Raw genomic sequence first — 13,908 nt, 5'->3', positions numbered from 1 at the left:
TCCGACCGCGATTATCCCGACTTGGAGCGCCGGTTCTTTCGATGCTCTGGGGCGGGCCCTTGTACTCTGGCGGCATAATTCTTCACCGCATAAAGTTGCCTGTCCGCCGCCTCGAACAGGGATTCGGCTGTCTCTCCGTCGATCGGCCATGTGGCAATACCGATACTCGCACGGACACGGATGACATGTCCGCCGACGTCGCAGGGAGGCACCAGCGCAGCGAGCATATGGTCGGCGCAGGCCGAACTGGAGATCGTCGATTCCGGAGACAGCAGGATGGCAAATTCGTCGCCGCCCATCCGCGCGACAATACCATTTTCGCCACAGGCATGCTGCAGACGCCGGGCAACCTCGATCAGCAACTGGTCACCGACGGAATGGCCATATTGGTCATTGACCGGCTTGAACCCGTCCAGATCGATCAACGCCACGGTAAAGCCGCGCTGTTCGACGCCGGTTGCAATCTGGCGTTCAAGATGTTCGGCCAAGGCCCGGCGGTTGAATAGATTGGTCAGCGGATCGGTATGCGCCAGATCGCGCATCTCGTGACGCAGCATCAGCAGGTTGATAAACTGGTCATTCTGCGACGTGATCAGGCGGAACAGGAAGGTGGTTACCATGATCAGGCTGCCGGCAGCAGACCAGCCGATCGGATCGCCCGACATCAGCAAGATGATGGTGATCGGAACGATCCCGATGATGATATTGAGGATTGCCGCGAGCCGGATCGTCGCGAGCGTATAGATTGTGGTCAGCGAACCCATGGCCAGCGTGAAGGGATAGAATAAGCGCAGTTCGGCCGGTGCATTCACCCAGCTGAGCACGCACCAGACGCTGACAAGGACGCAGATGGCGGCGGAGAAGAAGGTCGATTCGGCGATAAATTTGCGCGCCAGATCCGGACTGCCCGAGGCGTTGCGGTCCTTGATCAACGAGATAAAGCCGAGCAGGCAGCATCCTGCCATTGCCAGCGGTATGCCGTAGCGAATCTGTGGATCAGCACCGGAGCTGGAAGCATATAATACGAAGGGTATGGTCAGGAACATCGCCAGAAACAAGGCACGGGACTGGGCTTGCAGGCGGGTCGCGCTCAATATGGCAAATTCGTCCCGAACCGCTTCCGGGATCGGCGGGATGAGTCTTTGCAGGAACTGTCGGATGGCTGACTGCATGATGCGTAGCTAGCAACTAATGGTAAACGCGGCGTTAAGTCTGTATCATCTTGTATCAATCAGCTCTCAAGCGGCCTGTAGCGGATATGCTGAAGGCCCCTTTACAACCTGTTAACCATGAATCGGTTAGATGGCCTCGTCTGATACCGAGTTCAGGAGCCATTATGTCCTATGAAAACGCACCGCCCGTTGTCCCGCAGCACAATCTGGCCGGAGAGGACGTAAAGCGCGGCACACGTCATCCCAGCCTGCCGCAGAATGACAGCCGCGAACAGCGCGAGCAGCGCCGTGAACAGATTGCCGCCACTTCGGTGGAATATCAATGGACACGGGAGGTCGCGAGCCTGCCTGGCGTGCCGCTGGCCACGAAAGTGCCCTCCGATGACCAGCCGTCGATCGAATGGTGGTTCAAGGTGCTCGAAGTGGGGCTCAAAATTCTGGACAATATTGCCGCCGTCCAGCTCCATCCGCTATTTTCCGGTCTCAGCGAAGCAGCACAGAAAATCATCAGCGATGCGCTGGAAGACGGACAAGAGGTCAGATCCAAAGTTGACGCATTGCGCGAAAAACATCGGGTAGACAGCGCCGGTCCCGGCCTCGAAAGCAGCATCGAGCAGGCGACACAAGCTGCCGACATCGAAGTCCTGAAAGGCCATGAAAGCATTCTCCGCGATATCATCACGGCGATTGTCGACGTCCTCAAAGCCGAAGAAGCGGCAGATACGCGCTCGATCGAGGCCTATCGCGATCTCTACCAGACGATTCCGGCTCCGGGCATCGCCTATACATTTCTGGATGATGACCAGTTCGCCCGGCTGCGCGTGGCTGGCCCCAATCCGATGTTGCTGCAGGGTATCGGGCAGATTCCCGAAAATTTTCCCGTAACAGCGGCGCAATATGCGGCCGTCATCAATGGCGACAAGCTGTCCGATGCTTTGGCAGAGGGAAGGGTATATTTATGTGATTACAAGGAATTGGGCGTCCTTGTTGATGGAGTATGGCAAGGGCAGGCCAAATATATCTATCGCCCGATGGCGTTGTTCGCCGTCCCTCCCGGCGGTGCATCGCTCAAGCCGGTGGCGATCCAGTGCGGGCAGGACAGCAGTCGCTATCCGGTGATGATTCCGTCGGTTTCGGCTTCGGAAAAATGGGGCTGGGAAATGGCGAAATTCGTCGTCCAGGTCGCAGACTGCAACTATCACGAGCTTTTCGTCCATCTCGGCAGCACCCATCTGGTCAGCGAGGCAATCGCCGTCGCGACCCGCCGCAATCTTGCCAATGTCCACCCGCTCTGGGCCTTGCTGGTTCCGCATTTCGAGGGAACTTTGTTCATCAACAATCTGGCGGTGGAAACGCTGATCAACGCTGGCGGTCCGATTGATGCCTTTTTTGGCGGTACGATCACCTCCAGCCAGCTTGCCGCGGTAAAGGCGCGTCTGTCCTTTGACTTTTTCAGGAAAATGACCCCGGTGGATTTCGCGGAGCGCAACGTTGCCGATCCGGCGAAATTGCCGGACTATCCCTATCGTGACGATGCCATGCTGGTCTGGGATGCGATCCACGACTGGGCCGCTCAATATATCGATATTTATTATAAGGATGATGATGCGGTCACCGGCGATACCGAATTGGCGCAATGGGCCACATCCATTGCCTCGGAGGGGCATATTATCGGTTTCAAGCCGATTACCTCCCGGGCCCAGCTGACCGACGTCTGCACGATGATCATATTTACCGCCAGCGCCCAGCATGCTGCGGTCAATTTCCCGCAACGGACGATCATGACCTTTGCACCGGCTGTCACCGGGGCAGGGTGGACCGCTGCACCCACCGGGCAAAAGGGCCATGATAAGGGCGAATGGCTGGACTATATGCCGCCGATGTCGCTGGCGCTGGAACAGCTGTCCTCGCTGTTCTTGCTCGGATCGGTCTATTACCGCCCGCTCGGCGATTATCGCACTAACCGGCTCCCCTATGAAACATGGTTCCAGGATCCGGCGATAATCGGCACAGAAGGCCCGCTAGCGCGCTTTCAGGCTGGATTGAGGGCGGTCGAGGAGCGAATCATCGCCCGCAACGAGAAGCGGATGCATCCCTATGTCTATCTGCAGCCGAGCCAGATCCCGACGAGCACGAATATCTAGCATCGGACCATTGCCGGAATATGGTCAGCGCGGGCTGCGCGCTGCCAATATCCTTTTATTGCGCGCTTCGACCGCGCGGAACGCCTTGAACACGCTCAGCTTCGGATCGGTGCTGCCGCGCTTGCCAAGATTTTCCAGCTGTTCGTAGAACCAGTAGATGGTCGCGAAGCCGGCAATCGCCTTGACCATCTGAAAACGCATGAGAAAACCCAGCCATTCGGGGATCAGACGAAGCTCGTCCTCGTAGCGCGGCAATGCTTCCAGATCTTCCAATAAACGCTTCGGAGCGTCGGTCATCACGCACATCGGCCGGCCCAGACCGATCAGATCGGCGGCACCGCTTTCCACCGCCGATTCCATCGCCGCGCGGGTCCGGAAACCGCCGGTTACCATCAACGGAACCGTGACCGCATCCTGCATCGCTTTGGCGAAGTCGACGAAATAGGCTTCGCGCTTCTTGGTAGAAGGCGCGAGATTCTGCTGCTCCTTCTCTTCGATACCGTCTGCGCCCATCAGCGCAGGCTGTTCATAGGTGCCTCCGGATATCTCGACCAGATCGACGCTGGCCTCCTCCAGCCATTTCAACACCTGCAGACTATCATCGAAATTGAATCCGCCCTTCTGGAAATCGGCGCTGTTGAGCTTGACCGCGATAGGAAAGCCGGGACCGACCGCCGCGCGCATCTTGGCCACGACCGCAAGCAGGAAACGCGCCCGGTTCTCCAGACTACCGCCATATTCGTCGGTCCGCTGGTTGGCTCGCGGGCTGAGGAAGCTGCTCAAGAGATAACCGTGAGCGGCATGGATTTGTGCGCCGGTAAAGCCGGCAGCCTGACAGGTCTTCGCCGCCAGCGCGAATCGATCGACCAGTTCTTCAATCTCTGCTGTCGTCAGCGCAACCGGTTCACCAAATTGTCCGCCCGGCAGGCCGAGCTTGACGGCCGACGGCGCCTTGGGATGTTTGTTGATATTGCTCTGGGTCTGACGTCCGGCATGGCTGATCTGTGCCCAGAAATGATTGCCGTTGCGCGTCGCGGCCTGCGCCCAGCTTTTCAGCGCGATCATCATGATATCATCCGCCTGGCGATCAATGACAACATTTCCCGGTCGTTCGAGATGGTCGCGGTCAATCTGGATATTGCCGCTGAGCAGCATCCCGGCGCCGCCATCAGACCAGAGCCCGTACAGGCGTTCCAGTTCCGCTGTCGGGACACCGTCCGGACTCGCCAAACCTTCGGTCATTGCCGCTTTGGCGAGGCGATTGGGCAGCGCGACACCGCACGGCAGCGTCAGTGGATCGGAAAGTTTTGTGGTCATGCTAATGCCCCTGGAGCTGGATTGCGTTCAAAATCTGATCCTGTCGCATCCGGCAATTTTGGGCAAGGGAAACGGCCTGATCGTGCAATATTATGTTGTTAAACTGGCAATTTTGCATTTACAGTAAAAAGGTATAGTGTAGTTCTTATTGCACGGGGGCAAACTTCCGGCGAAAATTACAGGATGAATTTCTGAAGGGGATAGAAATGGTCGCAGCAGCATCTCGGAAACCGGTTAGCAAGAATCATGCGCGTCAGGATGTGCAGAACACAGCCGTTCGCTGGGACAAGAAGATGAGCAACAATTGTGCTGCCGCCTTGTTGGCCTACACGATGATGCAGATTTTCTTCGTGCTCAGCTTTATCGAAACCAGCGGCATGTCGATTGCTCCATATTTTGGTCTGGTTGTGCTGGTTGCCGTCATTATCCCTTTCTGCCGGAAATTTGAAAAACGATGGGCAGATATCGGTAGCAGCCGCCTGTCCGAGCAGAGCATTGCGGCAAAATTCCGGTCGGATCAGGTGCTCCTTTGGGTGTTGGCTATCGGTTTGCCCTTCGTCTTTGTCGGTGTCATCAAGGCCGTTGGACCGATGCTCTGAGAACGGACAAAGAAAACCGACGATCGTTTCTTTACCAATTAGCACCGCATCGTTGACCTTGCAGGGTGCCGCACCTATGTCCGGCAGATGCTAAAACCTACAGAAGCGCAGGATCGCGCTGACGCCCTTATATCCCAAGCAAAAAAAGCCGGTGCTGACGCTGCCGACGCCATCTATGTCTGCGATGCCGCGACTCAGGTGCAAATCCGTCTCGGAAATCTCGAAGATGTCGAACGGTCGGAAGGCGAAGAAATCGGCCTGAGAGTGTTTGTCGGCAAGCGTTCGGCAACTGTGTCTTCCTCCGATATGGACCCGAAAATCCTGTCCGCTCTGGTCGGACGCGCTATGGATATGGCGAGAGAGGCACCGGAAGACCAATATGCCGGCCTCGCGCCCGAAGAATTGTTGCTGAAATCAGAGCCGCATCCGATCGACGGTGATGACGGCCAGAATCCGGAACCCGAGCTGTTGCGCGAACTGGCGCTGAAAGCCGAAGATGCTGCGCGGGCGGTCCAGGGCGTTACCAACAGCGAAGGCGGCGGTGCCAGTGCCGGTCGCAGCATCGTTGCGCTGGCGACAAGCCACGGCTTCTCCGGCGCTTATTCCACCAGCGGCTACAGCCTGTCCGCCAGCGTTATTGCCGGCGAAGGCGACGGCATGGAGCGCGACTATGCCTATGACAGCGTACGCTTTCTCGAGGATCTCGAGAATCCCGAAAATATCGGCAAGGAAGCCGGGGAAAGAGCCATTTCGCGGCTCAATCCGGTGGACTTTGCATCCGGCGCGATGCCGGTCGTCTTTGATCCGCGCGTCGGCAACAGCCTGCTCGGCCATTTCGTCGGCGCCATTGCCGGCAGTGCGATCGCGCGCAAAACCAGTTTCCTGCTCGATGCGCTCGACACCCAGGTATTTGACAGCGCCCTGAACATCATCGACTGCCCCCATCGCAAGCGGGGCCTGCGCTCAAAGGCGTTTGACGGCGAAGGCCTGCCGACCGCGAAGACCAAATTGATCGACAATGGCCGCTTGACCCAATGGCTGATGGAAAGCGCTTCTGCCCGCCAACTGGGGCTGCAACCAACTGGACATGCCTCGCGCGGCGTCGGAGGCGCGCCGGGAGTGAGCGTCACCAACCTGCATATGGGCAATGGCTCGGTCAGCAAGGCGGAGCTGATCAAGGATATCAAGCACGGCGTCTATATTACCGAACTGATCGGCATGGGCGTCAATCCGGTCACTGGCGATTATAGCCGTGGTGCTGGCGGCTTCCTGATCGTCGACGGAGAAATCGGGCCGCCGGTTTCCGAAATCACCATTGCCGGTAATCTGAAAGACATGTTCAAGAGCCTGATTGCGGCCGATGATCTGGAATATCGCTATAGCATCAACGCGCCGACCTTGCGCACCGACAGCATGACGGTGGCGGGCGGCTGAACAAATCCGTTAGTGGTACGCCCGTCGAACCACATCTATCGGAATAGAAGCGCCCCTCGACAAGATCGGGGCGAACGGAGAAACTTGTGGAAGATATCGATTTTGACCGGGTCATCGCGATCGCCCAGGAGGGCGGGGCGCTCGCCATGCGCGACTGGGAACTCGGTCAGAAGGACGACAAGGCCTGGGAAAAGTCACCGGGCCAGATCGTCAGCGACGCCGATCTGGCGGTCGACCGGTTTCTGCGGCAGGAACTCGAAAAACTGCTTCCCGAAGCGGGCTGGCTTTCGGAAGAAACCCATATCGATCATAGCGGTGCTGGCGCCGAACTGACTTGGGTGGTCGATCCGATCGACGGCACAAAAGACTTTGTCGCGGGCAAAACCGGCTGGTGCGTCTCCGTCGCGCTGGTCCAGAATGACTCTCCGGTTTTCGGGATACTCGTCGCGCCCGCGATGAAGGAAGTCTGGATTGCCAAGGCGGGCAGCCATAGCGAGGTGAACGGCAGGGCCCTGATTGCCAGCCATGTCCAGCAATATGACGGCTGCCGCATCCCGGCGGAAGAGCTGCCGCCCGGACTCAATTTCACTATAGTGCCGAAGCCAAACAGCATTGCGCTGAGAATGGCGATGGTTGCGGATGACCGCGCTGATGTTGTGGCGTCGACCCGCTGGGGTCACGAATGGGATATCGCCGCTGCCCATGTAATCGCCGCCGAAGCGGGGGCCAGCGTTACCAACGCGCTAGGCGAAACACTGGTTTATAACGGTACTCACGGCAAAGCGCTCGGGGTTTTGTGCTGTTCACAAAATCTCTTTGACACCGCGGTGCAGCGTATCGGCAAATATGTCACCGAAAACGGCGCCAGCCACTAGGCCAGACGGATCGCGCGCTCTCTTGTCCAGAGCGCTTCGCGGTCGCGCCGGGTCGATTTGAACAGCGCCTGACCAAAGGCTTTCACTATCCAGCCCAGTTTTTTGAACTTGCTGGTATATATCCGTTGTTCCAGCGAAGCGCCGTCGCTCTTTTTGATGGCGCGCGCAATATCACCGTAAATGCCGGCAGCAGCCAGCACCGCCCAGCGCGACCGGAACGGCAGGTTTGCAGCGCCGGACCGCGCGGACTGTTCATACTCGCCCGCGAGATCGCAAAGCCGGTTGATCAGGGCGATCAGCGCATCCCTGTGGTCGGGGTTCATCATATCATCGGGATCGATGCCCGCTTCGGCGAGCCATATTTTCGGCAGATAGCAACGCCCGGCCTGTGCATCCTCGGCGACATCCCGGGCAATATTGGCTAGCTGGAATGCCAGTCCCAGATCGCAGGCGCGGTCCAGAACATCCTGATCATTCGCGGAAATCCCCATCACGATTGCCATCATGCAGCCAACCGTGCCCGCAACATGATAGCAATATTGAAACAGGTCATCCTCGCTTTCCGGCTGCCATCCCCGGGCATCCAGTGCAAAGCCGTCGATCATGTCATTGGCCAGAGACAGGGGAATATTGCATTCCTGCGCGACAATGCCAAAGGCGTCGAACGGCGGATTTCCGGTCTGTTCGCCGCCATGCGCACGCCGCGTCATCATCCGCATGGCCGCGATCGCTTTTTCCGGATTGGCTACTGTGGACATGCCATGACCATGATCCTGCCCGTCCGCCAGATCATCGCAGGCGCGGCACCAGCTATAGAGCAGCCAGGCGCGTTCGCGGGTCGGTCTGGAGAATAGTTTCGAGGCTCGCGAGAAAGATTTCGACCCGCGTTCGATGCTCTTTCTGGCGTGAAGGACGAGATTTTTGCGGTTCATCGCGCCTCTCCCAGATCCTCCAGCATCAGTTCGGCGGTTGCCTTGGCGCTGCCGACCACGCCGGGTATACCCGCGCCCGGATGGGTGCCGGCACCGACAAAATAGAGATTGCCGATGATATCGTCACGATTGTGCACCCGGAACCAGGCGCTTTGTGTGAGCAGCGGCTCGAGGCTGAATGCGCTGCCGAGATGCGCGTTCAGGTCGGTGCCGAAATCCTGCGGCGTATAATGGAAACTGGTGATGATCCGGTCGTGGATATCCGGGATCAGCCGGTGGCCGATTTCGTCGAGAATGCGTTTCTTGTAGATCGGTCCCATGACCTCCCAGTCGATCGGCAGCTTGCCCTGATGCGGTACAGGAGCGAGCACATAGAAAGTGCTATGTCCTTCGGGCGCCATTTCCGGATCGGTGACCGTCGGATGGTGCAGGTAAAGCGAGAAATCGCTCGGCAACACGCCATTGTCGTAAATATCTTCGAGCAACCCTTTATAGCGCGGACCGAACAGGATCATATGGTGCGGGATGCCCGGCCAACTGCCCTTCAGACCAAAATGGACGACGAACAGCGATGGCGAATATTTTTTCTTCTTCAGCTTTTCGGTGACGGTGGTGCTGCGATGCTTGTGGCCGAGCAGGTCGCGGTAGCTGTGCATGATATCGGCGTTGGAGGCGACGGCGTCAAAGCGCTCGCTCCAGCCCGATTTGCAGGTAATACCGGAGGCGCGGTCGCCGATTGTATTGATGCTCGTGACCGGATCATCGAGCCGGATCACCCCGCCGATCCGTTCGAAATGTTTGACCATCGCTGCAACCAGCATATTGGTCCCGCCCTTGGCAAACCAGACCCCGCCAAGCCGCTCGAGCTTGTGGATCAGGCCGTAAATCGCGCTGGTCTTCATCGGATTGCCGCCGACCAGCAGCGACTGGAAAGACAGGAACTCGCGCAATTTCTCGTTTTTCACAAAACTGGAAACCTTGGAATAGACAGAGCGATAGGCTTCATATTTCATCAGGGCAGGGGCCGCCTTGATCATCGATTTGAAATCGAGAAACGCCTTGGTCCCCAGTTTGACATAGCCTTCCTCGTACAGCCCGCCGCTATATTCGAGGAATTTTTTATAGCCTTCGACATCATCCGGTTCGATAGCCGCGATATTGGCGTAAAGCTCTTCCGGATCGTTGACATAGTCGAAATTTGTGCCGTCGGGCCAGTTGAGCCGGTAGAAAGGCGATACCGGCATCAGCTCGATATCTTTCGCCATGTCATTGCCGGTCAGTTCCCACAGCTGCGACAGACAGTCGGGATCGGTGATGACCGTCGGGCCGCCATCAAAGATAAAGCCTTCCTTTTCCCAATAATAAGCCCGCCCGCCCGGCTTGTCGCGGCCTTCCAATATGGTGGTCTGGATACCGGCCGACTGTAACCGGATGGCGAGCGCGAGGCCGCCAAAGCCGGACCCGATCACGGCCGCTTTCTTGAACAATTCGCTCTGGGATTTTGCAACATCACTCATGTAACAGGAATACTCATCTAAATTTTAACAAAAGGAGAATGGCACGGGACACCGGAATGGGTGGTTTGCCGGTCAGCAGGCTGATCTTGTCCATCCAGGTCGATTTTCCGGCATAAAAGCGGGCGAGTAACGGTTCGCTCTTGGCATAGCTATGTTCCAGTGTCTTGTAACGTTTCTCGGGATCGGCACCGAGAAACAGGAAGGCGCAGAGCAGCCGGTAGAATTTGCCGTCTTTCCAATGTTGCGCCGCCAGATCGCGCAGCATTTTGTCGATTTTGCTCTGGCTGATCTCGGGCATTTCGGCGATCAGAATGGCGGTCCGGACCGCCATTGGCAGCGAATAGCTGGTGATCGGCTGGATCAGCGCCGCCCGAGCGCCGGCACGCGCTTCTACGCCTTTGTTGGCATTCCAGAAGGCTTCGAAGTTCCCGCCGTAGATCACTGGAAGCTGGCCTTTTTCTTCGCTGAGCACCGTTTCGATATCCCATCCCCGTGCGCTTGTATATTCGGCAATCCGGCTATGGGAGGTGGCGCTGTCGAGCGCTGCCGTGTCGGCATAATAAGTATCTTCGACGAAAATTTCCGTATCGCTGAACGGCAGGCAATAGACGAAGCGATAGCCGTCAATCTGCTCGACCGTCGCATCCATGATGACCGGTCGGTCCAGTCCGTGCGGGTCTTTCAGTCTGAGCATCTGACCGCAAAATTTCTGCCAGCCGATATCCAGCGCCGAAATGTCGCCGCCACCGCGCACGTCGAGCACAGCATTCGCCGCAATTTTTTTGCCATCTGATAGCTGGACAAGCCCGGGTTCGACCTTCTCCACTTTTTGCCCGGTCTTCAGCGCTTCGGCGGGCAGGTGCTTCCTTAATTCCCGGTCGAGATTTTTCGATTCAATCGAATAATAGCCATTGCCGAGCGTGCGGCTATATTTCGGGAAATGCACATCATAGCTGCTCCACTGGCGGGAGATGAGCGGCTCGACCAGCCAGCGATGTTGCGGTTCGACATCGCTTTCGAAAAAGGACCAGATATGGTTGCCGCCAAAATGGTCTTCGGCCTCGATCAGCGCGATATTCAGCTCGGGCCGCAATTTTGCCAGCGCCAGCGCCACCAGACCCCCCGCCAGACCACCCCCGGCGATTGCCAAATCATGGGGTGGTGAATTGGGCATTTTGCTCGGCATCCCATATCCTTAGCCGAAGGCGAATGCGGAGGAAAGCCTGTCTGAAAGCAGGTAGTCGGTTCCTGCTTTAGGCCTTGCTCACGGGCGACCGGCGGCATATTCCCTGCCAATGGAATATGTCCTTCCGGTCCTGATCTCCGCGCTCGCGATGACCGTCATCGTCGGCGGACGCTATCTGCTGAGCAGCGGGTTTTTTGCCTGGCTGACCGGTCGGGTGCGGCCGGGCCACTATGACCGGCTGAAACCCCAGATTGGCCGGGAAATCCTCTGGTCTCTGCTGTCCGCCGCGATTTACGGCGTGCCTGCCGGAATCGTCGCATGGGGCTGGCAGAACGCCGGCTGGACCAAAATCTACACCGATCCGAACCTCTACCCGCTATGGTATTTGCCGCTGTCATATTTTCTCTATCTGGTCCTGCACGACACATGGTTCTACTGGACCCACCGGCTGTTCCACCGGCCGCAATGGTTCAGGGTCGCTCATGCGGTCCATCATGACAGTCGCCCGCCGACTGCATGGGCGGCGATGAGTTTTCACCCGGTGGAGGCGATTAGCGGAGCGATCGTCATCCCGGCTCTGGTCATCGCAATCCCGATTCACGTCGGCGTTTTGGGTTTGGTATTGCTGACCATGACGCTTATGGGCGTGTCCAATCATATGGGGTGGGAGATGTTTCCGCGCTGGCTTGTTCAGGGTAGATTGGGACGGTGGCTGATAACCGCGACCCATCACGAGAAACATCATGAATATTACAGAGGTAATTATGGGTTATATTTCCGCTTTTGGGACAAGATTTGCGGCACGGATATCGGTCTGGCCGATACTGGGAGCGGTTTCGGTGGCGGTTCTGGCCGCCAGCGCGTCGGCAAGTGAAGCACCGGTTGCGACGGCACCGGCCATTGCGGCTTCGGTTGATCTGGCCATTACCGGACTGCGGTCCGAAAAAGGCAATATACTGGTCTGCTTGAGCACCGATCCGGATTATTTTCCCGATTGCACCAAGGACAAAAAAGCCCGCAAGTTGAAAATTCCTGCTACCAATGCGGAGTCCATAAAAATCGCCGGAGTGAAGCCAGGAACCTACGCCGTTGCGCTGATTCACGATGAAAATGCCAATGGAAAGATGGACTTGCGGCTATTCCTGCCACGCGAAGGCTTTGGCTTCTCGCGCAACCCCAAAATCGGCATGGGGCCGCCAAAGTTCAAATCGGCGCAATTCACCCTCGGTGCCGACGATGTACATTATGCGGTACGCATGAAATATATCCTCTAATCCCCCAAAAATTAACCGCTTAATAGGATTGGCAGAGCAATATACCGGGGTAGACAGGAGCCATCGGAAATGTTTCAATCCAGCCGCGCATTTTTCACAACGAACGAGCATTCCGGCCAATCGCGATTGTCCGAAATTCTCGGTGCCTTTTCCTATGCGCTGGACCTGACCGAGGGGCAGACCGCCGGGCACAGTATCCGCGCCTGCTGGATCGGCACGCAAGTGGCGATGGCGCTGGGATTGAACGGAGAGGAATTGCGGGATATCTATTATGCGGTTCTGCTCAAGGACCTTGGCTGCAGCGCCAATGCTGCCCGGGTTAGCGAGATGTTTGCCGGCGACGACCGCAAGCTGAAGCATGATTTCAAGCTGATCGGCCCGCAACCAGAAGATTTTGGCGCATTTGTCGCCAGCGAAGTGGGTGTGGATGCGCAAGCGGAGGTGCGCGAACAGGCTTTGTGCAATCTTGCCGAAAATGGCGGTGCGATCATGACCGATATCATGGCGACCCGCTGCTCGCGCGGCGCCGATATCGCCCGGCAGTTGCGCTTTTCCGAGGATGTCGCCCAAGCCATCGGCCATCTCGACGAACATTGGGACGGATCCGGCCTGCCGCTTGGTATTGCCGGGGCCGATATCCATCTTGGCGGCCGGATCGCCCTGTTGGCGCAAGTCGCCGATGTCTTCTATTCGGCCAAGGGCAAGGACGCTGCCATTGCAGAAATCCGCAGCCGCGCCGGAAGCTGGTTCGACCCGGAGCTTTGCGCGATATTTGAAAAGCTGTCCGCAGCGAGTGGCTTCTGGGAGGAGCTGGCGCTCGACGATCTGGCCGAACAATTGTGGGAGCTGGAGCCGGCGGCGCAATATGTCACGGTCGACGAGGATTATCTCGACGATATCAGCTCTGCCTTTGGCCGGGTGATTGATGCAAAAAGCCCTTATACCGCTGGCCATAGCGAACGGGTCGGGTTGATCGCCGACAAGATTGCCGAACATCTCGGCATGGCCGATGATCGCCGCCGCGTGCTTCGCCGCGCCGCTATCCTGCACGATGTCGGGAAACTGGGCGTCAGCAGCGCGATCCTGGAAAAACCGGGCAAGCTCGACGCTGATGAATGGCAGGTCATGCAAAGCCATGCCACCCACACGACCAATATTCTCGGCCAGATAGGCGTGATGAGCGATATGGCGATGATCGCCGGTTCGCATCATGAACGGCTTGATGGCAAAGGCTATCCGCTCGGTCTCGATGAGCGCAGTATCGCTCTGGAATCGCGGATTATCACTGTCGCCGATATTTTTGATGCGCTGACCACCGACCGGCCATACCGGTCCGCCATGCCAATCGGAAAAGCGATGGCGATATTGCAAAGCGAAGCGGGCGTAGCGGTGGACCAGCGGTGCGTCGAAGCGCTGCAGGACCTGCTCGCTCACGGGCAACTCTCCTAGAAGCATTTT

Annotated in this window: 13 protein-coding genes; 8 read left to right on the top strand and 5 right to left on the bottom strand. The window is 57.6% G+C overall.

Annotated features, from left to right (window positions below; translation table 11 throughout):
- Window positions 1–11: 11 nt before the first annotated feature.
- Window positions 12–1,172 (bottom strand): diguanylate cyclase, encoded by a 1,161-nt coding sequence (locus AACZ86_RS14720; RefSeq protein ID WP_339693803.1) that lies wholly within the window; start codon window positions 1,170–1,172, stop codon window positions 12–14.
- A 164-nt stretch (window positions 1,173–1,336) separates the two neighbouring features.
- Here AACZ86_RS14720 and AACZ86_RS14715 point away from each other — a divergent pair, with 164 nt between their 5' ends.
- A complete protein-coding gene (locus AACZ86_RS14715) occupies window positions 1,337–3,316 on the top strand; it encodes a lipoxygenase family protein (protein ID WP_339693802.1) in 1,980 nt (659 codons plus the stop codon).
- 24 nt (window positions 3,317–3,340) lie between these two features.
- On the opposite strand, the gene AACZ86_RS14710 is transcribed toward AACZ86_RS14715, so the two are convergent.
- Entirely contained in the window at window positions 3,341–4,633 is a 1,293-nt protein-coding gene (locus AACZ86_RS14710; RefSeq protein ID WP_339693800.1) for an NADH:flavin oxidoreductase/NADH oxidase family protein, read from the bottom strand.
- Here AACZ86_RS14710 and AACZ86_RS14705 point away from each other — a divergent pair.
- The 4 genes from AACZ86_RS14705 (at window position 4,632) to AACZ86_RS14690 (ending at window position 7,541) form a co-directional block, all read left to right on the top strand.
- Complete coding sequence (locus tag AACZ86_RS14705) at window positions 4,632–4,760, top strand: hypothetical protein (RefSeq protein ID WP_339693798.1); 129 nt, start codon at window positions 4,632–4,634, stop codon at window positions 4,758–4,760. The genes AACZ86_RS14710 and AACZ86_RS14705 overlap by 2 nt on opposite strands.
- A gap of 79 nt (window positions 4,761–4,839) precedes the next feature.
- On the top strand, window positions 4,840–5,232 hold the full coding sequence (locus AACZ86_RS14700; RefSeq protein ID WP_339693796.1) for a hypothetical protein: 393 nt from the start codon (window positions 4,840–4,842) through the stop codon (window positions 5,230–5,232).
- Window positions 5,233–5,319: 87 nt separating this feature from the next.
- Window positions 5,320–6,666 (top strand): metallopeptidase TldD-related protein, encoded by a 1,347-nt coding sequence (locus tag AACZ86_RS14695; protein ID WP_339693793.1) that lies wholly within the window; start codon window positions 5,320–5,322, stop codon window positions 6,664–6,666.
- An 86-nt stretch (window positions 6,667–6,752) separates the two neighbouring features.
- Window positions 6,753–7,541 carry an inositol monophosphatase family protein gene (locus AACZ86_RS14690; protein ID WP_339693791.1) on the top strand — a complete coding sequence of 263 codons (789 nt, stop codon included), beginning with the start codon at window positions 6,753–6,755 and terminating at the stop codon, window positions 7,539–7,541.
- On the opposite strand, the gene AACZ86_RS14685 is transcribed toward AACZ86_RS14690, so the two are convergent.
- From AACZ86_RS14685 to crtY, 3 genes are read right to left on the bottom strand one after another with little or no spacing between them, the layout of a single operon-like run.
- Entirely contained in the window at window positions 7,538–8,473 is a 936-nt protein-coding gene (locus AACZ86_RS14685) for a phytoene/squalene synthase family protein (RefSeq protein WP_339693789.1), read from the bottom strand. The genes AACZ86_RS14690 and AACZ86_RS14685 overlap by 4 nt on opposite strands.
- Complete coding sequence (locus AACZ86_RS14680) at window positions 8,470–9,990, bottom strand: phytoene desaturase (protein ID WP_339693787.1); 1,521 nt, start codon at window positions 9,988–9,990, stop codon at window positions 8,470–8,472. Before AACZ86_RS14680 ends, AACZ86_RS14685 begins: the two co-directional genes overlap by 4 nt.
- Window positions 9,991–10,003: 13 nt before the next feature.
- Window positions 10,004–11,176 (bottom strand): lycopene beta-cyclase CrtY, encoded by a 1,173-nt coding sequence (gene crtY, locus AACZ86_RS14675; RefSeq protein ID WP_339693785.1) that lies wholly within the window; start codon window positions 11,174–11,176, stop codon window positions 10,004–10,006.
- 109 nt (window positions 11,177–11,285) lie between these two features.
- Here crtY and AACZ86_RS14670 point away from each other — a divergent pair, with 109 nt between their 5' ends.
- The 3 genes from AACZ86_RS14670 (at window position 11,286) to AACZ86_RS14660 (ending at window position 13,899) form a co-directional block, all read left to right on the top strand.
- Window positions 11,286–12,050 (top strand): sterol desaturase family protein, encoded by a 765-nt coding sequence (locus AACZ86_RS14670; protein ID WP_339693783.1) that lies wholly within the window; start codon window positions 11,286–11,288, stop codon window positions 12,048–12,050.
- Window positions 12,016–12,450 (top strand): DUF2141 domain-containing protein, encoded by a 435-nt coding sequence (locus tag AACZ86_RS14665; protein ID WP_339693781.1) that lies wholly within the window; start codon window positions 12,016–12,018, stop codon window positions 12,448–12,450. Before AACZ86_RS14670 ends, AACZ86_RS14665 begins: the two co-directional genes overlap by 35 nt.
- Before the next feature lie 69 nt (window positions 12,451–12,519).
- Complete coding sequence (locus AACZ86_RS14660; protein WP_339693779.1) at window positions 12,520–13,899, top strand: HD domain-containing phosphohydrolase; 1,380 nt, start codon at window positions 12,520–12,522, stop codon at window positions 13,897–13,899.
- Window positions 13,900–13,908 lie beyond the last annotated feature (9 nt).

The organism is uncultured Parasphingorhabdus sp. (assembly GCF_963975735.1).
GTDB lineage: Bacteria > Pseudomonadota > Alphaproteobacteria > Sphingomonadales > Sphingomonadaceae > Parasphingorhabdus.
The sequence above is the reverse complement of the archived record's forward strand: the minus strand, read 5'-3'. Positions and strand labels throughout refer to the sequence as shown.